The organism is Paenibacillus sp. LK1 (assembly GCF_002750415.1).
In the GTDB taxonomy this organism is placed as follows: domain Bacteria; phylum Bacillota; class Bacilli; order Paenibacillales; family Paenibacillaceae; genus Paenibacillus; species Paenibacillus taichungensis.
The window spans coordinates 1-18,094 of sequence record NZ_PEII01000017.1 but is presented as its reverse complement, the minus strand read 5'-3'; the positions used below and the strand labels follow the sequence as shown (position 1 = coordinate 18,094).

Annotated in this window: 15 protein-coding genes and 1 riboswitch; of the genes, 2 read left to right on the top strand and 13 right to left on the bottom strand. The window is 47.8% G+C overall.

Features of this window, described 5'->3' with window-relative positions:
• Positions 1 to 316: 316 nt before the first annotated feature.
• From purF to CS562_RS28435, 12 genes are all read right to left on the bottom strand, one after another.
• Positions 317 to 1,795, bottom strand: a complete 1,479-nt coding sequence (gene purF, locus CS562_RS28490) for an amidophosphoribosyltransferase (protein WP_076291584.1) — start codon at positions 1,793 to 1,795, stop codon at positions 317 to 319.
• Positions 1,780 to 4,023 carry a phosphoribosylformylglycinamidine synthase subunit PurL gene (gene purL, locus CS562_RS28485; RefSeq protein WP_076291583.1) on the bottom strand — a complete coding sequence of 748 codons (2,244 nt, stop codon included), beginning with the start codon at positions 4,021 to 4,023 and terminating at the stop codon, positions 1,780 to 1,782. The genes purF and purL overlap by 16 nt, the downstream gene beginning before the upstream one ends.
• Positions 4,001 to 4,690 carry a phosphoribosylformylglycinamidine synthase subunit PurQ gene (gene purQ / locus CS562_RS28480; RefSeq protein WP_024633543.1) on the bottom strand — a complete coding sequence of 230 codons (690 nt, stop codon included), beginning with the start codon at positions 4,688 to 4,690 and terminating at the stop codon, positions 4,001 to 4,003. The genes purL and purQ overlap by 23 nt, the downstream gene beginning before the upstream one ends.
• Before the next feature lie 4 nt (positions 4,691 to 4,694).
• Complete coding sequence (gene purS / locus CS562_RS28475) at positions 4,695 to 4,940, bottom strand: phosphoribosylformylglycinamidine synthase subunit PurS (protein WP_024633544.1); 246 nt, start codon at positions 4,938 to 4,940, stop codon at positions 4,695 to 4,697.
• A 600-nt stretch (positions 4,941 to 5,540) separates the two neighbouring features.
• Entirely contained in the window at positions 5,541 to 6,413 is an 873-nt protein-coding gene (locus tag CS562_RS28465) for a phosphoribosylaminoimidazolesuccinocarboxamide synthase (RefSeq protein ID WP_099858959.1), read from the bottom strand.
• A gap of 231 nt (positions 6,414 to 6,644) precedes the next feature.
• Positions 6,645 to 7,943, bottom strand: coding sequence for an adenylosuccinate lyase (gene purB / locus CS562_RS28460; RefSeq protein ID WP_063568205.1), 1,299 nt, complete (start codon positions 7,941 to 7,943; stop codon positions 6,645 to 6,647).
• On the bottom strand, positions 7,940 to 9,142 hold the full coding sequence (purK, locus tag CS562_RS28455) for a 5-(carboxyamino)imidazole ribonucleotide synthase (protein WP_099858957.1): 1,203 nt from the start codon (positions 9,140 to 9,142) through the stop codon (positions 7,940 to 7,942). Before purK ends, purB begins: the two co-directional genes overlap by 4 nt.
• Positions 9,139 to 9,624, bottom strand: a complete 486-nt coding sequence (purE, locus tag CS562_RS28450) for a 5-(carboxyamino)imidazole ribonucleotide mutase (RefSeq protein ID WP_063568218.1) — start codon at positions 9,622 to 9,624, stop codon at positions 9,139 to 9,141. Before purE ends, purK begins: the two co-directional genes overlap by 4 nt.
• 185 nt (positions 9,625 to 9,809) lie before the next feature.
• A riboswitch (purine riboswitch) is annotated at positions 9,810 to 9,911 on the bottom strand.
• A gap of 270 nt (positions 9,912 to 10,181) precedes the next feature.
• Positions 10,182 to 10,616, bottom strand: a complete 435-nt coding sequence (locus CS562_RS28445) for a universal stress protein (RefSeq protein ID WP_024633549.1) — start codon at positions 10,614 to 10,616, stop codon at positions 10,182 to 10,184.
• Positions 10,617 to 10,803: 187 nt separating this feature from the next.
• Positions 10,804 to 11,067: a DUF1294 domain-containing protein gene (locus tag CS562_RS28440; RefSeq protein WP_063568208.1), complete on the bottom strand. Its 264-nt coding sequence runs from the start codon at positions 11,065 to 11,067 to the stop codon at positions 10,804 to 10,806.
• A gap of 129 nt (positions 11,068 to 11,196) precedes the next feature.
• A complete protein-coding gene (locus CS562_RS33140; RefSeq protein WP_162842470.1) occupies positions 11,197 to 11,334 on the bottom strand; it encodes a hypothetical protein in 138 nt (45 codons plus the stop codon).
• 58 nt (positions 11,335 to 11,392) lie between these two features.
• A complete protein-coding gene (locus tag CS562_RS28435; protein ID WP_099858956.1) occupies positions 11,393 to 13,522 on the bottom strand; it encodes a DNA topoisomerase III in 2,130 nt (709 codons plus the stop codon).
• 384 nt (positions 13,523 to 13,906) lie between these two features.
• Between CS562_RS28435 and CS562_RS28430 the strand changes: the two genes are divergently transcribed.
• On the top strand, positions 13,907 to 15,841 hold the full coding sequence (locus tag CS562_RS28430; protein ID WP_099858954.1) for an amidase family protein: 1,935 nt from the start codon (positions 13,907 to 13,909) through the stop codon (positions 15,839 to 15,841).
• Between the two features lie 236 nt (positions 15,842 to 16,077).
• Here the strand turns inward: CS562_RS28430 and CS562_RS28425 are convergent, their stop codons facing one another.
• A complete protein-coding gene (locus CS562_RS28425) occupies positions 16,078 to 17,073 on the bottom strand; it encodes a ketoacyl-ACP synthase III (protein ID WP_099858953.1) in 996 nt (331 codons plus the stop codon).
• Positions 17,074 to 17,372: 299 nt separating this feature from the next.
• Here CS562_RS28425 and CS562_RS28420 point away from each other — a divergent pair, with 299 nt between their 5' ends.
• Positions 17,373 to 17,927, top strand: a complete 555-nt coding sequence (locus CS562_RS28420) for an NADPH-dependent FMN reductase (RefSeq protein WP_099858951.1) — start codon at positions 17,373 to 17,375, stop codon at positions 17,925 to 17,927.
• Positions 17,928 to 18,094 lie beyond the last annotated feature (167 nt).

Genomic DNA, 18,094 nt, shown 5'->3' with positions numbered 1-18,094 from the left:
CAAGGCGGGGCTAAGGGCCGGGCTGCGCCTCGAGGCAGCTGCTTCGCACTGCTGCCCTGGCCCCTATTGCTCCGCAAGGCGGGGCTTATGGGCTAGGGCTTTGCCCGGGGGCAGCTGCTTCGCTTGGCTGCCCTGGCCCCTGTTGCTCCGCAAGCGGGGCTAAGGGCTCGGGCTGCGCCCGGGGGCAGCTGCTTCGCTTGGCTGCCTGAGCCCCTGTTGCTCCGCAAGGCGGGGCTAAGGGCCGGGCTGCGCCCCGAGGCAGCTGCTTCGCTTGGCTGCCCGGGCCCCTTTTGCTCCGCAAGGCGGGGCTTGAGGGCTAACAGCTACAGCCGAATTTCTCTTCGCCGCCGAAGTCGAGGCGGGTTGGGTAATCATTATCAAAACATGCGAGGCAAAGCCCGCCTTTGTAGTCATCCTGATTATCTCCCTGAATCGACGTAATCAGCCCATCGGGGCTGAGGAACGACAGGGAGTCCGCGTTGATTTCACGGCAAATTTCTTCCACCGACAGCTGAGATGCAATCAACTCCCGACTGTCAGGCGTATCGATGCCGTAGAAGCACGGGTTTTTGAACGGTGGTGAGGTAATACGTACATGTACTTCGGTTGCTCCGGCATCACGCAGCATGTTCACGATCCGGCGGGAAGTGGTTCCCCGTACGATGGAGTCGTCAATCATGACCACGCGTTTGCCTTCTACCACACGGCGCACAGCACTCAGTTTCATTTTCACGCCTTGTTCCCGCAGTTCCTGGCTTGGCTGGATAAACGTACGTCCGGTGTATTTGTTTTTGATCATACCCATCTCATACGGAATCCCTGTCTGCTCGGCGTAGCCGATTGCCGCGGAAATACTGGAGTCCGGTACACCTGTTACCAGATCTGCATCGACAAACGACTCAATCGCCATCCGGCTACCCATCCGTTTACGCGCAGCATGCTGGTTTGCACCATTCATGTCACTGTCCGGACGGGCAAAGTAGATATACTCCATCGCACACAGTGCCTTACGGTGTTTGTGATGATCGAAGCGGTCCTCGTGAAGACCATCCGCATCCAGCACCAACAGTTCACCCGGTTCAATGTCACGAATCAACTCTGCACCAATCGTCTCCAATGCACATGTCTCAGATGCGAACAGATACGCATCTCCCAATTTACCCATTGTGAGCGGACGCAGACCATGGGGATCAGAAGCAACCAGCAATTTGTCGTTGGTCATGATCAGAAATGCATAACCACCCACAATACGCTGGAACGCATCCTTCGCGGCTTCTACCAATCCTTTGGAAGATCTCGCGATTAGATGGGCAATAACTTCGGTATCACTGGTCGTTTGAAAAATAGATCCGCTCTGCTCCAGCTCGCGCCGGATCGTTGGTGCATTCACAATGTTACCGTTGGTTGCTACTGCCAAATCGCCATCACGGTATTTGAATACCAATGGCTGTGCGTTTGTCAGTTTACTATCACCACTTGTTGAATAACGGACATGCCCAATGGAAATATCCCCGGTCAACGTCTGCATCAGGTCTTTGGTGAACACTTCCTTCACCAGACCCATGCCGCGATGATAGTTAAACTGGCTGCCATCACTCACACACATGCCTGCACTTTCTTCGCCCCGATGTTGCAGCGCATGCAGTCCATAATAGGAGAGCGAAGCTGCGTCAGGGTGTCTGAACACCCCGAACACGCCGCATTCTTCCTTCAATTTGTCGAGTCCTTCCTTGCCGGACCCTTCATTATAATAATCGCCTGTCCACAACGGTCCTGTCGTCAGTTCATGAGACATGGAATCGCATCCTCCCAGACCTGAGCCAAACCTCCTACAGGTTCGCTCACGGCTGATGTTCCGTTCAATTCAATCGTCAGGTTACTTCCTTCTACACGTCCAATCACAGCTACAGGTACACCGCGCTCACGTACAAATGCTTCAAGTTTCCCCGCTTGCTCTGGCGTAGCCGACAACAAGATACGGGATTGGCTCTCACTGAACAGGGCGTGATCTGCACGCAATGCAGTCTCCACATTCACCTGTGCGCCTACGTTACCGCTGATACAAGACTCTGCGAGTGCAACAGCCAAGCCGCCTTCAGACAAGTCATGTGCAGAGCGAACGAGACCGGATTGAATAGCTTCCAGCACGGTTCCCAGCAATGCTTTTTCCGTTTGCAAGTTCAATTCTGGTGGACGACCTTCCGTCTGACCATGAACCGCGTATTGCAGCTCGCTACCACCCAGTTCAGCTTTTGTTTCACCGAGGAGGATGATAACATCACCTTCGGATTTGAATGCTTGTGTCGTGATATGATCCGTATCATGAACGAGACCTACCATACCGACAACTGGCGTTGGATAGATGGAGCCTTTGGCGTTTTCGTTATACAGACTTACGTTACCACCGATGACCGGTGTATCCAGCACACGACAAGCTTCCGCCATACCGTCTACCGCTTTCTCCATTTGCCAGAAAATATCCGGCTTCTCCGGGTTACCGAAGTTCAGGTTGTCCGTAATCGCGAGTGGCTCTGCACCGGAACATACAATATTACGGGCAGCTTCGCTGACTGCAATCCGTCCACCTACTTCAGGATCAAGGTAAACATAACGTCCATTACAGTCCGTTGTCATCGCGAGACCTTTGCGTGTACCACGAATCGTAACTACGGCTGCATCCGAACCAGGACGAACGGCAGTGCTTGTACGCACCATGTAGTCATATTGATCATAAACCCATTTTTTACTTGCTACTGTTGGTGAAGCCAGCACTTGTTTCAAAGCTCCGCCGAGATCCGACACTTCGTCGTAACGAAGCGTGTCGATGGAAGCACTTTGCTCGTAGTAGGCAGGTACAGAAGAAGGTTTGTCATACACAGGGCACTCGTCAACCAGTGCTGTTACCGGCATGTCTCCAACCACTTCGCCGTGGTGAATCAATTTCAGACGACCATCATCCGTTACTTTACCGACTTTGGCACAGATTACGCCCCAACGTTCAAAGATTTCCATCGCCTGCGCCTCATCCTTCGGCTCAACGACGAACAACATCCGTTCTTGGGACTCGGACAACATCATCTCGTAAGGTGTCATGCCTTCTTCACGCTGTGGCACCTGATCCAGATACAGTTCCAGACCATTACCTGCTTTACTCGCCATCTCTGCACTCGAACATGTCAGACCAGCGGCACCCATATCTTGAATTCCCAGCACGATTCCCGTGTCGATCAATTCCAGACAGGATTCCATCACCAGTTTCTCCATAAACGGATCACCAACCTGAACCGCTGTCCGTTGGGACTCGGATTCTTCCGTCAGTTCAACCGATGCAAAGGTTGCTCCATGAATACCATCCCGGCCTGTTGGTGGCCCAACATAATACACTGGGTTCCCCACACCTTTAGCTACACCGCGCTGGATCTTGTCATGATCAATCAGTCCCACACACATCGCGTTAACCAGCGGATTGCCTTCGTAGCTCTCATCAAACATCACTTCACCAGCAACGGTAGGAATACCGATACAGTTCCCGTATCCTGCAATACCTGCTACAACATGTTCGAACAAATATTTAACGCGATCGCTCTCCAGCTTGCCAAAACGAAGGGAGTTCAGCAATGCAACCGGTCTTGCGCCCATGGAGAAAATATCACGGATAATTCCGCCTACACCTGTTGCAGCACCTTGGTAAGGCTCAACCGCGGAAGGATGGTTATGGCTTTCAATTTTGAATACAACGGCCTGGTTATCACCGATATCCACGATACCGGCACCTTCACCAGGTCCCATCAGGACACGTGGCCCACTTGTTGGGAAACGGCGCAGCAATGGCTTGGAGTTTTTGTACGCGCAATGCTCGGACCACATTACACTGAAAACACCAATTTCCGTGTAGTTCGGCTTACGCCCCATGAACTCACAGATCAGCTCATACTCGCTGTCAGACACGCCCATTTGTGCGTAAAGTTTATGTTCTGCGACCTGTTCTGCCGTCGGTTCCTTAGCGGATAGCTGCTGCGTCATGCCGATCCCTCCATGCTTTCAAAATAGATGTAAACATACGTTTGCCGTCTTCCGAACCCAGTAGTGAGTCCACCGCGCGCTCTGGATGTGGCATCATACCAACCACGTTTCCACCCTCATTACAGATTCCCGCGATATCACCCAGGGATCCGTTCGGGTTGCTGCCATACGTAAAGACAATCTGGTTATTAGCCTGCAAACTCGCGAGCGTTTCCTCGTCACAGTAATAGTTTCCTTCACCGTGAGCAATCGGAATAACAATCTCTTCCCCAGGTGCATAGTCACGTGTAAATGGAGTATCTGCATTCGCTACTTTCAACACCGTATCGTGACAACGGAATTTCAGCGACATATTCCGGATCAAAGCACCAGGAAGCAATCCTGCTTCAGTCAAGATCTGGAATCCGTTGCAAATGCCCAGAATATATTTACCTTGTTCAGCAGCCTTAGCTACCTCGTTCATTACGGGTGCAAAACGGGAGATCGCTCCGCAGCGCAGATAGTCTCCATAAGAGAAACCACCTGGAACTAGGATACAATCATAAGCCGATAGATCTGTAGCCGTGTGCCATACATAATCAACCTCTTGTCCAATCGCATCTTCTACTGCTTTGTAACAGTCGATGTCGCAGTTGGAGCCAGGAAACACAAGAACTGCAAATTTCATGGGATTAACCCTCCAATTCGTAGCGGTAATCTTCAACAACGGTGTTAGCCAGCAGCTTCTCACACATTACTGTCAATCGTTTCTCCGCTTCCGCACGGTCTGTTGTATCCAGAGTCAGTTCCATGACTTTACCAATCCGTACACTTTCCACTTCATTGAATCCCATCGAGTGCAGGGCACCTTGAACAGCTACTCCTTGCGGGTCGAGAACGCTTTGCTTAATAGTGACATAGACGGTTGCTTTGATCATGATCCTTATGTTCCTCCTCAGTAATGAACGGGATAAATGCTTTATGCTGTTAAAAAGGTGGCTTTGGAGCTTGCTCCGGGACGGATTGTTCTTTCCGGTCGCTTGTTGTCCCCAGGTTTTTTGGATTGTTTTGAACCGCTCTGCGGTCAAAACCCGGGGACAAAGGCGAACGCTATCGCTCCTTTAAGAACAATTCCGCCCCTCCGCTAGTCCATGCGACGTTTTTTAAAGGCCAAAACCTTTTACGTTGCACGGTGTGTAATGGTCGGGACTGACCATTACGTGAAACCAGTGAATGGTTTTTAAGTTACTTGTAATTAATGAATTTAATTCTCGTAATCTTTTCAGGCTTCCCTACCTGTGGGAAGCCATCGCTCTTAATTGCCTCATCCCCCAGTTTGACACTGGCGGAGGGAAAGATTTGAGCTGGAGAAGCGTAAGCGTTCGCCTTTGCAACCGGAATGTTTCCTTTTGAAAAAAGGATTCCAATCAAAACATTCCGGGGGCAACAGCGATCGTAAGCCAAACTTTCCCGTAGCCTACACTCAAACGTTAGCCTCCTCAAACTTTCCCGAAGCTCACTCCAAACGTTACAACCTATTATTTCGTTAGACGATTATAAATATCGACGTATCTTGCGGTTGTGGCCTCCACTACCTCTTGTGGCAGCGGGTCAGGTTTGCTGTTCTTGTCCCAATCGCTGCCTAACAGATAGGTGCGCACTGGCTCTTTATCCATGCTGTCGATCTCGATATCGAGTGCATAATTCTCCTGGGCCCAGAAGCGAGAAGCGTCTGGCGTGAAGATTTCATCGATCAGAATGACTTTGCCATCGACCATGCCGAACTCGAATTTGCAGTCTGCGAGAATGATGCCCCGCTGATCGCAATAGTCGCGAGCGAATTCGTAGAGACGCAGGCTCTTTTCCTGAAGCTCAATCGCGAGAGTATCTCCCACAATTTCTTTCATTCGATCCATCGAAATATCTTCGTCATGACCGACATCGTTTTTAGCTGCTGGGGTGAAGATGGGAACGTCGAGCTTGGCGTTTTTGCGAAGTCCATCCGGCAGATTGATGCCGTTGACCTCTCCGCTTTTCTCATATTGTCTCCATCCACCACCGGTAATGTATCCACGCACCACACATTCAATATCAATGCGCTCGGCTTTGCGGGTCACCATGATGCGGTCTTTGAGCAGTCCAGGATCAGTAATGATATCGCCCAATTGGTTTACATCCGTATGCACAACGTGGTTATCCATCATGTCGCCCGTCAGTTCAAACCAGAAGCTGCTCAGTTTATTAAGCACATTGCCCTTTTCGGGAACGGCTGGGTCCAGCACATAGTCAAATGCCGAAATCCGGTCCGTAACCACGATGAGAAAATGTTCACCCAGATCGTACAACTCACGTACTTTTCCCTTATATAACAAAGGAGCTTTAACGAGATCTGCCGCAGTGGACAGTGCCATGGAGGCTCACCTTCTTTCAGGAGATGTAAAATATAAGTTCCATTTCCCTAATCTCGCTAACCACTCCGAATGCAGAACAACCTTTCGATCGCTGTTATTCCCGAATTTTTTTGATTCCACTTTTCCAAAGTGAAAATCCGGGAATAAAGGCGAGCGCTTCGCTTCTCCAGGTTTTTTCTGCCTTCTTCGTTCCAAGCGTGATCACATAATCAACCTATATTTAAGTAGTAATTAGTCGTTCAAACCAAGCTTTTTGAAGATGGTGTCTACGTGCTTCAGGTGCCATGATGGGTTGAACGCATCTGCGATTTCCTCTTCGCTCAGCACTTCCGTGATTTCCGGTGTGGATTTCACGATATCCTGGAACTGGCGTTGTTCTTCCCATGCTTGCATCGCACGTGGTTGAACAGTATCGTACGCCTGCTCGCGGCTGAAACCTTTGTCGATCAGCTTCGTCATGACGCGACCGGAGAATGGTACACCGAAAGTGCGCTCCATATTGCGTTTCATATTTTCAGGGAATACCGTCAGGTTCTTCACGATGTTACCGAAACGGTTCAGCATGTAGTTCAGCAGCATCGTTGCATCCGGCAGAATGATACGCTCTACGGAAGAGTGCGAGATATCACGCTCATGCCACAGTGTCACGTTCTCGTATGCCGATACCATATGTCCACGAATGACGCGGGACAGACCGGAAATATTTTCACTGCCGATTGGGTTACGTTTGTGCGGCATTGCAGAAGATCCCTTTTGACCTTTCGCAAATGCTTCTTCCACTTCACGGAACTCACTCTTTTGCAGCGCACGTACTTCTGTAGCGAACTTGTCCAAAGATGTTGCGATCAATGCCAGTGTAGCCATGTATTCTGCATGACGGTCACGTTGCAGCGTTTGAGTTGAGATTGGTGCAGGCTTCGTACCCAACTTCTCGCAGACAAACTCTTCAACAAATGGATCGATGTTCGCGTATGTGCCAACTGCTCCAGAGATTTTACCGTACTGTACGTTGTCTGCCGCGTGGCGGAAACGCTCCAGATTCCGTTTCATTTCTTCATGCCAGAGTGCCATTTTCAGACCAAATGTCGTTGGCTCCGCATGCACCCCATGTGTACGTCCCATCATTGGCGTGTGCTGATAAGTCTTCGCTTTGTCACGTAAAATTTCGATAAAGTTCACGATATCACGTTCCAAGATTTCGTTTGCCTGACGGAGTACATATCCGAGAGCCGTATCAACGACATCCGTGGAAGTCAGTCCGTAGTGCACCCATTTCCGCTCTGCTCCCAGACTTTCCGATACCGTACGTGTGAAAGCAATAACGTCATGACGTGTTTCCTGTTCAATCTCGTAAATGCGGTCGATGTCAAAAGAAGCGTTCTGACGAAGCAATGCTGCTTCTTCCTTAGGAATGACGCCAAGCTCTGCCCAAGCTTCACATGCACAAATTTCAACTTCCAGCCATGACTTGAATTTGTTCTCCTCAGTCCAAATAGCTCTCATTTCGGGTCTGCTATAACGTTCGATCATAAATTTGTATTCCTCCAAAGATTAGTTTGTTCAATCCATTGTAATCCTTCTTCGACATCCTGACAGAGCAGATTGACATGCCCCATTTTCCGTCCTTTCTTCGCTTCGGATTTACCATATATATGAAGCTTAGGAATCACACCGAGTTCCAACGCTTCCGCGTCAGCCTGACCCGTTCTGGCAATTATACCTTCCAGATGTTCTCCAAGCACATTGACCATAACAACCGGGCTCAATAATGAAGTATCTCCAAGCGGCAATCCGCAAATCGCACGAATATGCTGTTCAAATTGTGATGTGGCACAGGCCTCCATCGTATAGTGGCCGGAATTATGCGGCCTAGGTGCCAACTCATTCACATACAGTCTTCCATCTGCCGCAACAAACAACTCCACTGCGAGCAATCCAACGGCTTGTATGGATTGAGCCACTGCTGCTGCCAACTTCTGCGCCTCAATCTGTATTTCAGTCGCCACTCTTGCGGGTACAATCGAAGCATGCAAAATGTTGTTCACATGAATGTTCTCCGCAGGCGGGAACGTCTTAATTTCTCCATTCGTGCTGCGTGCAACAACGACTGAAATTTCGCAGTCAAACTTGATAAATTGCTCCAATACCAGTTCCGCACCGGTAGCTGCGAGTTCTTCATAAGCAGCTACCGCCTGATTGGTTTCGCGAATAACTCGTTGCCCCTTGCCGTCGTATCCGCCGGTCACCGTCTTCAGTACACAAGGAACACCCAGTTCACTCACTGCTGCCTTCATGGTGTCCTTGCTTGTAATTTCCCGGTAAGGAGCTACACGTACACCAGCCGCCTCAATGGCTCGTTTTTCACGCAAACGATGCTGGGTTGTGTACAATAACGCACTTCCTTGCGGTACATAGGATTCCCGTTCTAGGAGAGAAGCAACATCTGCATCTACATTCTCGAACTCATAAGTGATTACATCACATTGCCGAGCCAGGTCGAGTGCAGCTTTTTCATCGTCATATCCCGCTTCAATCTGATCGGCAATTTGTCCACAAGGAGCATCTGCTGCCGGATCAAGTGTAACGAACCGATAACCCATCGCTGTTCCGGCAAGTGTCAGCATCCGTCCAAGCTGCCCACCTCCAAGAACACCGATGGTTGTTTTTCCTGGGAGCAAGACACGTTCTGCTTCGCCTGCTGATCCGGATTGAATTTTTGTATTCGTCATATTTCGTCACTGCTTTCGAGCACTTCTTGTTTGATTCGCTCTCTGCGGGCTTCGCTGCGACGCTGGACATCCTGGTCAAAAGCACCAATGATCTGAGCCGCAAGCAATCCGGCATTCGTTGCACCTGCCTTGCCAATCGCTACCGTTGCGACGGGAATGCCACCAGGCATCTGAACAATGGACAGCAAGGAATCGAGACCATTTAGCGCCTTGGATTGCACGGGAACTCCAATGACCGGAAGCATCGTTTTGGAAGCGACCATACCGGGCAGATGTGCCGCCCCGCCCGCACCTGCAATGATGACCTTGAATCCACGGTCAATCGCTTGCTCCGCATATTCAAACATCAAATCTGGTGTGCGATGCGCAGATACGACCTTTTTTTCATACCCAATCTCCAGCTCGTCCAGCACCTCACAAGCATACTTCATCGTTTCCCAATCCGACTTACTGCCCATAATTACAGCTACCTGTACTGACATGAATACATCCAACTCCCGTCTGAGCGTTTTGGTTTCATCCTGTTGCATCTCGTTATTGTGAAATGAAAAAATCCGCTACCCGCGAAAACATCACATTTTCTCCGGACACCGGACTCCAAGAAATACGTATCCCGCATTTGGGCATGCCAAAGGCAGGCTTGCTGTCCGCATCTGATTTCATGCGTCTCTCAGCCGTATCTCCTCGTAGTCCGGAAATTTACGGTTCCCGGGTAGATACTTCCGGGCCCTATTCCCGGCGTTATACGAGCAAATATCTATTTCAACAAATTAATTCATTAATATTGAAGATTCCACATCTTTCGAACCTACTCGACCTTATATATAACTGATCGACACATCTAACATTCTAACAATCCCCTACAGCTAATGTCAACTTAAAGACGAACATTTAACATATTGACAAATGTAATGTTCGGAAATAACCGATCATTCGAAGATACAGCAACCCTTTTATTCCAAAAAAGAAAGCCGACCCCTCTTCAACCTATCGAAGACAGCCGGCTTTTCTCTATTATGTGTATACACACATTCTATAATTATTTCACGATAAGTACCGGAACCTGAGCATGCTGCACCACGTTGTGACTAACGCTGCCCAAGACAAATTCCCGGATTCCACCAAGGCCGCGGCTACCAATAATGATAATGTCCGATCCGTTTTCTTTGGCATAATCGAGAAGAACCTCGGCAGCAGCTCCTTGAATCAGATCCACGTTCGCTGTAACGCCAGCAGCCTGAATCCGCTCTTTCGCTTCATCCGTTGTTTGCACCGCCAGATTATAGTAGTCATTATTCAATGAAGGTGGCAAAGGTGCCAATCCTTCCCCGATGAATACACGTGGAAAGTCAAAGGCATGAATAACATCCAAGACTGCACCCGGAGAAACTTTGGCTAACTCAATCGCACGATCAAGTGCTTTATTTGAAGCTTTCGAACCATCATAAGCAACTAGTATTTTGGAGAATAACATGTAAATCCCGTCCCTTCCTTTATATGTAGAACATTCGAAGCCAGCTTCGGTCTGACATAAAATACAAGAACCATGTAACTCCTTAAACGTCCCCAGGTCTAAATGAACCATTTATAAGAAACATTTTACATAATCATTCTAGTCATTCACCTGGAGTACAGCAGATCCTAACCATTCAATCCTTACCTTATTGCAGGAAATACCCATAGATTACCGCATTTAGGAATAACAACAACGGAATGCCGATCGTAAAACTGGGATGTTTGGTCTTGTGACGTTTACGATACATTGCAATCCATACCCCCAATGCCCCACCAATAAAGGCCAGCAGAAACAGCGTTCGTTCGGGTGTACGGTCTCGACGGCGCTGAGCGCGTTTCTTGTCATCTGACATGACCAGGTAACCTACTACGTTGATAAATAAAAACCACAGTATCAATCCAGTTTGCATATAATTCTAGCGGTCCCCCTGTCCCGGGACATCTCCCTGTACCTCCATTATAGTCCTCTGAAGGAACATGATCAACGCGAGAAGGGAACCGCAAAGATATTTAGAAGCAATGAATCCCGAATACCGAACCTATGACTCCTGTTTAGGAATACCATTCAGGTTTGGTGCTCTTTTTGCTGCCTTTTCGGGACGTACAGAGATACTCTCTTCCTGAATGCTGTCTTTGTTCTGTTGGTTATGAATCTTTTCTGGTTTGTTATGTGGCATCTACGTATCACCTCCTAGGCTTACGTTGCCTGAAAAAGGAGAATCTTATACGACTGTCTTACTCTCCCTTTTTCTCCATGGCTGCCTTCAACAGTTCTCCCAGATTGGAGCCGATCGACTCCTGTTTCGCATATTGTTTGACCAGCTTTTGCTGATCACGTTTGTTCACATGCTGTTTGTCTTTATCCAATGTTTCCGTTATGCCGCAAGGCAGACATTGCACGTATAAACCTGCCTTACCCTCTTTAATTTCCATCTTTTTGTGACACTGTGCACAGCGACGGTTGGATAATCGTTTTTCAGCCGAACGACGATATCCGCAATCCTCTGTTGGACATACGAGGAACTTGCCACGTTTACCCTTCTTCTCAAGCAAGCGTGCATTACAATCCGGGCAGTGACTATTCGATACATTATGCGGCTTATACTCCGCTTTGCTTCCTTTTACCGTAGATACAAGCTCTTTTGCCATTGAACGGATGCTCTCCAGGAAAGGCTCTGGCTTCCCTTGTCCACGAGCAATACGCTCCAGCTCAGCTTCCCAGCGGGCTGTTAACTCCGGTGAACGCAGCTGTGGAGCTGCCAGTTCAATCAGCTGTTTTCCTTTTCCCGTTGGATGCATGCTGTTTCCTTGACGATCGATGGTGTCGGAACTTACAAGCTTCTCGATAATATCCGCTCGTGTAGCCGGAGTGCCCAGTCCATGCTTCTCCATTTGAGAAAGCAAAGCTGCCTCGGTATACCGTTTTGGCGGCATCGTCCGTCCACTTTTGATATGACAACGTTGAACCGTCACGGACTGACCTTGCTGCACGTCTGGCAAAAGCGCACGCTCATGGTCTGAGGAATCTTCAGCACGATCATCATCCTCATCGCTATAATCTCCGCCGTACACTTCCCGCCAACCGCTTTCTTTCACCGTTGTGCCTTTCACATGGAAGGAATCGTTACCCACCTGAACAGTAATCGCAACAGAGTCGTACTTCGCAGCCGGATAGAACAAGCTGATAAAACGGCGTACGATCAGATCGTATAACTTACGTTCCTCTGGATTCAGCTGATTGAGGAGAACCGTCTGTTCTGTTGGAATGATCGCGTGGTGATCGGTTACCTTGCTGTCATCCACGATACGTTTGGTGATATTCAGATTTTTACGCAACAACGGACGAGCCAAAGACGCATAGGGGCCAATCGCAACACTATCCAGTCGTTCTTTCAGCGTTCCCGTCATATCCGATGTCAGGTAACGGCTGTCTGTACGTGGGTAGGTTACGAGCTTGTGCTGTTCATAAAGGCGCTGCAGCACGTTCGATGTTTGCTTGGCGGAAAAACCGTATTTTCGGTTGGCATCCCGTTGTAATTCCGTCAGGTCATAGGCCAGTGGATGCGGCTCAACCTTTTCACTTTTTTTCACTTGGGCAATTGTACCCTTACGACCCTCTATACGTTTCTTCAGTTCTTGTGTCTCTTGCGGATCGAAGATGCGTGAATCGCCACCAGCAGCACGCCATACCGCCTGAAAACCTCCCAGATCGGCCGTTAACGTCTCATACTCCTGCGAACGGAAACCGTTGATCTCATTTTCCCTGTCCATAATCATGCCAAGTGTGGGGGTCTGTACCCGTCCAGCTGACAATTGTGCATTAAATCGAACCGTCAATGCACGCGTCACGTTAAGACCGATCATCCAATCTGCTTCTGCCCGGCAACGTGCCGATTCATAAAGACGATCAAACTGGCTGCCTGGCTTCAGTGATGCAAATCCATCCTTGATTGCCTTGTCCGTCTGGGATGATATCCACAGCCGCTTGAACGGCTTTTTCCACTGCGCCATTTGCATAATCCAACGAGCCAGCAATTCACCCTCACGTGCGGCATCCGTTGCAATGACCAATTCACCAACATCCTGACGTTTCATCAACTGCTGTACGGCTTTGTATTGATGGTTTGTCTCTTTGAGTACCTTTAGCTTGGTGCGTTCAGGCAGAATCGGCAGATCCTCCAGATTCCAGGTTGCATACTTTTTGTCATAGTCCTCTGGTTCAGCCAACCCAACAAGATGCCCAAGCGCCCAAGTCACGATATATTTCGGGCCTTCCATATAACTTTTATGTTTATCACGCGCCCCCATCACTCTGGCTATTTCACGTGCCACAGATGGTTTTTCTGCGAGTACTAATGTTTTCACTCCATCTCTTCCTTTCCTTAATAAAACCTATAACTTTATTGCTTCCATCAATGATTAAGATAATCTTCCACTTCTATCTTTTCATTATATCATTTCATGGTATTGGTTTGCTTTGGCTTCACAAATAACGATGTCCCTCATGAAATGTCTATCTCGCGACTTTTATGTCACATTAGTTGACACAATATTCTTCGACAATTTCCTTCTGTGAATGGAATTAGGAGCATTTGATAGGATCTATAGCGATAATATAGTATGTATACGTTTTTTTGGATAAATATGAGTGTTGTAAGAATACCTTACATGTATTTAGAATGTGACAAAAGCAACTATATCAGATTCGCTAACACACATCATTGATACACAGGAAGGGAGCGTGGATGCATGACTTATCATGGATCTGTATTGAAAAAAAGTGGGGCCTTGTTACTGGCCGGAGCAGTTGTTGCCACAACATGGGGAGGAGCGATTCCCGCAGCGTCAGCTGCGACAGCAACGCCTTCGAGCAAAACTACGGTTGCAGCCGTAACAGCTGGTAAGGCTCCTGTCACTGGAATTGCATTTGTTCAAGCCATGGAAGAAGCGGCTACACTTGCAGGTGTTCCTTTTTCCATGGACAAGCTTTCCGGCTCGACAGTACAGCGTAAGGATGCTGCTTTAGCTTTGCAAACCTGGCTGAAGCTGGAGTCCACTCCAGAATCGTTCAAGGATGTGCCGGATCAGGCGAGCTTTGCCGGTGCTGTTGGTGCGCTGAACAACGCTGGGTTGATGAAAGGATATACCGACTCCCTCTTCCTTCCTAATGCAGTACTTACCCAAAATGATGTCGCCATATTGAAAGACCGCATTTATAACTACATAAAACCATTTGTTCTAGAGGAAGCCACCATTACGGATCTCCAGGCTGCCATGACGCAAGGAAAGCTGACATCCAAAGAACTTGTGCAGAAGTACCTGGATCGCATTGAAAAATACGATGATCAGGGTGTGAGCATTAACGCAGTCCTGACCTTGAATCCGGATGCCCTCAAAATCGCTGAAACGTTGGACGAAGAACGTGCAGCTCAAGGCCCACGCGGACCTTTACATGGTATTCCGGTTTTAGTTAAAGACAACTTCGATACCAACGATATGCCTACAACCGCAGGCTGTATCTGTCTGAAAGATTCCATACCTGCTCACGATGCTGAACAAGTGAAGAAACTCAAAGCAGCCGGGGCCATTATTCTGGGCAAAACCAATCTGCATGAATTCGCATTCGGCATTACCACGTCCAGCTCGCTGGGTGGACAAACACTGAATCCTTATGCGCTGGATCACTACCCAGGTGGGTCAAGTGGTGGTACGGGTGCAGCCATCGCCTCAAACTTTGCAGCTGCAGGCATGGGTACTGACACGGGTGGATCAATTCGTATCCCTTCCAGCTTCAACAGCCTTGTCGGTATTCGTCCAACGATCGGACTGTCCAGCCGTGAAGGGATCATTCCTCTTGCATTGACACAGGATGTCGGAGGGCCTATGGCTCGTACCGTGAGTGATGCCGCAATCATGCTGGATGCTACAGCTGGCTATGATAAAAACGATGTTGCTACAGCTTATGCTGTAGGCAAAATCCCTTCCAGCTATACAGACTTCCTGGATGTAAACGGTCTGAAAGGTGCACGGATCGGTGTGGCCACCGAACTCATCCCAAGCACCAAAGCTGAGGAAAAAGCTGTCGCTGATGTGATTAACAATGCTGTAGATGAACTCAAAACGCTCGGAGCTACGGCAGTCCCGATCAGCATTCCAAACCTGGCGGAGATCAACAAATACCCAAGCTTGAGTGGATACGAGTTCAAATTCCAACTTAATGACTATCTGGAGTCTCTTGGTGACAAAGCACCTTATCACAGCTTGTCCGAAATTATTGCTTCCGGACAGTTCGACAAGTCACAAGAACAGTCGATGAAGACTCGTGATGCACGGGAGACATTGGAGACTGCCGAATATAAGGACATCGTCCTGAAACGTACCCAAGTCACACGTGAGTCCTTGCTGAAAGTTATGGCGGACAATAACCTGGATGCCATCATCTATCCGACGTCCACGCAAGCCGCTGGTGTTATTGGCGAAGGACAAAACTCCGGTGGTAACAACCGCTTGAGTCCATTCTCTGGCTTCCCGGCAATTACCGTACCTGCTGGATTTACAACTGAAGGTCTGCCAGTAGGTATGGAATTCCTGGGCCGCGCCTTTGATGAAGGAACCTTGATCAAGCTGGCTTACAGCTATGAGCAAGGGACTCATCACCGCCAAGCACCAAAGCTCACGCCATAATTCGTTAATGCGAATAATTTAACTACGATTAAAATAACGCAAACATTTATACTAAATTGTCTGCTTCGTAGGGATTGGCGGTATCAGATACAAAGCCCAATCGCTATCGATCTAGATAACCTTATCTTTAATCATTCTGCTACACAAAAAAGTACACCCTTTTCATGCGTTCATGGAAAGGGTGTACTTTTTTCTGTTATCTCAATTCATGCATGAAAAGAGTTATATCTGGTTCTTTAATTGGTATCAGGTACGCTCCATCTAAGCACAAGACCTGCGTAGGTCAAGCCGCCTCCAAAACCAAATAGGGCTATTTGATGCCCACTCTTTAATTTCCCTTCGTCTACTGCAAGTTGTAGAGCAAGAGGAATGGAAGCTGCGGATGTATTTCCTCGGTATTCCACACTTGTTAAAGTTCGTTCCAGCGGAATAGGACCCCGTTCACACACCGCTTCAATCATTCTTAGATTCGCACTATGGGGTATAAACCAATCGATCTGCTCCGGTTTCATCTCTGCTTTGGCTATAAGCCCACTCAATTGTTCTGGAATCGTGCGTACTGCCCACTTATAGATCTCTCTGCCATTCTGAACAAGGCATCCCTCACCCTGTAGAGGTACGCCATTCATCTCAGAAGAAAGACCCGTCTTATAGAGATGAATACCGCCTTCTCCACTCGTACCTGAAATGGCTGCCATAAAATCACCTTTCTCAGCAGCTCTTTCTACCAAAAACGCCCCTGCCCCATCGCCGAACAATACACATGTCGTACGGTCTGTATAATCGGTAATCTTGGACAACGTCTCTGCTCCAATAACCAACACTTTATGGTACATGCCACTGGTTACCAGACTGTCAGCCAGCTGTAATCCATACGTAAACCCCGCACATGCCGCATTCAAATCAAGCACTCCCGTATGTGGAATCTTGAGATTCGCCTGTACTCTGGATGCTGTGCTCGGGAATGAATATTCAGGTGTGCTGGTAGCAACCAAAATCATATCCACATCTTCTACACTAACTTTATACCGACGTATCATATCTTCTACAGCCTTGGTGGCCAGATCAGATACAAACTGATCCTCAGCTGCTATGCGCCGTTCTCTCATTCCTGTACGCTGTACAATCCATTCATCACTCGTGTCGACCAACTTCTCCAAATCAGCATTACTTAATATTCGATCCGGTACATACGTACCCATTGCGGTAATGGTTGACATTGATTGATTCATACCGGTAGTCACCTCGTTTGTTTTTTACCATTATAGCACTAAGTATTAGTACTTGGTACTAATTTTAAAAAATATTTATTATGATTCATTCTCAGTTGTTTATTTTAAGCGCTCTATTCAACCTATTACCCAGAGTCATACAAACTATCGCATGCAGTTTTAATGAAGAATTGTGGATATCCTCTGAGTAACATGAAGAATGCCTTAATTAAATACGTTTTCTATAGACAGTCCATTCCAACAGGAGGAAAATAAACAGATTGCCCTACATTACTAAAGAATAGAGATGATGTATACCTATGAAAAAAGAATATAATATCCTTGCGATTTCCGGCAGTCTGCGCAATCAGTCCTCCAATACGTTACTAATGCATGCCATAATTAAGCTGGCTCCTTCTTACCTTAAGTTTGGAGTATATGGTGGATTAAATGATTTACCGCATTTTAACCCTGACCTCGATATTGAGAAAGGTCCTGAGTCCGTGCAGAATTTGAGAGCCCAACTGAAGAATTCTGATGGAGTTCTGATTAGCACACCGGAGTATGGAAATGGAGTTCCTGGAGTCTTAAAAAACGCATTAGATTGGATTGTATCTTCTGGAGAATGGCTCAATAAACCCACCGTTGCCATTACTGCTTCTCCAAGCCCCATGGGCGGTGACAAAGCCCATGCTTCACTATTGCTGACGTTAAACATGATTAATGCCCAAATCTTACATGAGGCTTCTCTAACCATTCCTCATATTACATTGAAGATGAACAAACAAGGAGTCATCATTGATTCAGAAACCCAGCATGCATTGGAAAACTCCCTTTTATGCCTAGGGCATGCATGCAACCAAATGGATAAATAGACAGACAGTCTACTTAAATTAAACTGACTATAAAGAAATGGAAAACCTAAAAAGTTTTTAGTACTTCGCATAAATTGGAATAAAAAAACAGCCCTGGATTTCCTCCGGGCTGTTACGGTTTATATTAGAAATATAATATTAGACAAATAAAAACCACCACCGAATAA

Excerpts from the sequence above, each read along its gene's own strand:
- purS (WP_024633544.1), bottom strand. The coding sequence starts at position 4,940 with ATGATCAAAGCAACCGTCTATGTCACTATTAAGCAAAGCGTTCTCGAC.
- CS562_RS28425 (WP_099858953.1), bottom strand. The coding sequence starts at position 17,073 with ATGAATCAATCAATGTCAACCATTACCGCAATGGGTACGTATGTACCG.
- CS562_RS28430 (WP_099858954.1), top strand. The coding sequence starts at position 13,907 with ATGACTTATCATGGATCTGTATTGAAAAAAAGTGGGGCCTTGTTACTG.
- purQ (WP_024633543.1), bottom strand. The coding sequence starts at position 4,690 with ATGAAATTTGCAGTTCTTGTGTTTCCTGGCTCCAACTGCGACATCGAC.
- purB (WP_063568205.1), bottom strand. The coding sequence starts at position 7,943 with ATGATCGAACGTTATAGCAGACCCGAAATGAGAGCTATTTGGACTGAG.
- CS562_RS28420 (WP_099858951.1), top strand. The coding sequence starts at position 17,373 with ATGAAAAAAGAATATAATATCCTTGCGATTTCCGGCAGTCTGCGCAAT.
- purL (WP_076291583.1), bottom strand. The coding sequence starts at position 4,023 with ATGACGCAGCAGCTATCCGCTAAGGAACCGACGGCAGAACAGGTCGCA.
- purE (WP_063568218.1), bottom strand. The coding sequence starts at position 9,624 with ATGTCAGTACAGGTAGCTGTAATTATGGGCAGTAAGTCGGATTGGGAA.
- CS562_RS28465 (WP_099858959.1), bottom strand. The coding sequence starts at position 6,413 with ATGGCACTGTCCACTGCGGCAGATCTCGTTAAAGCTCCTTTGTTATAT.
- CS562_RS28445 (WP_024633549.1), bottom strand. The coding sequence starts at position 10,616 with ATGTTATTCTCCAAAATACTAGTTGCTTATGATGGTTCGAAAGCTTCA.
- CS562_RS33140 (WP_162842470.1), bottom strand. The coding sequence starts at position 11,334 with ATGCCACATAACAAACCAGAAAAGATTCATAACCAACAGAACAAAGAC.
- CS562_RS28440 (WP_063568208.1), bottom strand. The coding sequence starts at position 11,067 with ATGCAAACTGGATTGATACTGTGGTTTTTATTTATCAACGTAGTAGGT.
- purF (WP_076291584.1), bottom strand. The coding sequence starts at position 1,795 with ATGTCTCATGAACTGACGACAGGACCGTTGTGGACAGGCGATTATTAT.
- purK (WP_099858957.1), bottom strand. The coding sequence starts at position 9,142 with ATGACGAATACAAAAATTCAATCCGGATCAGCAGGCGAAGCAGAACGT.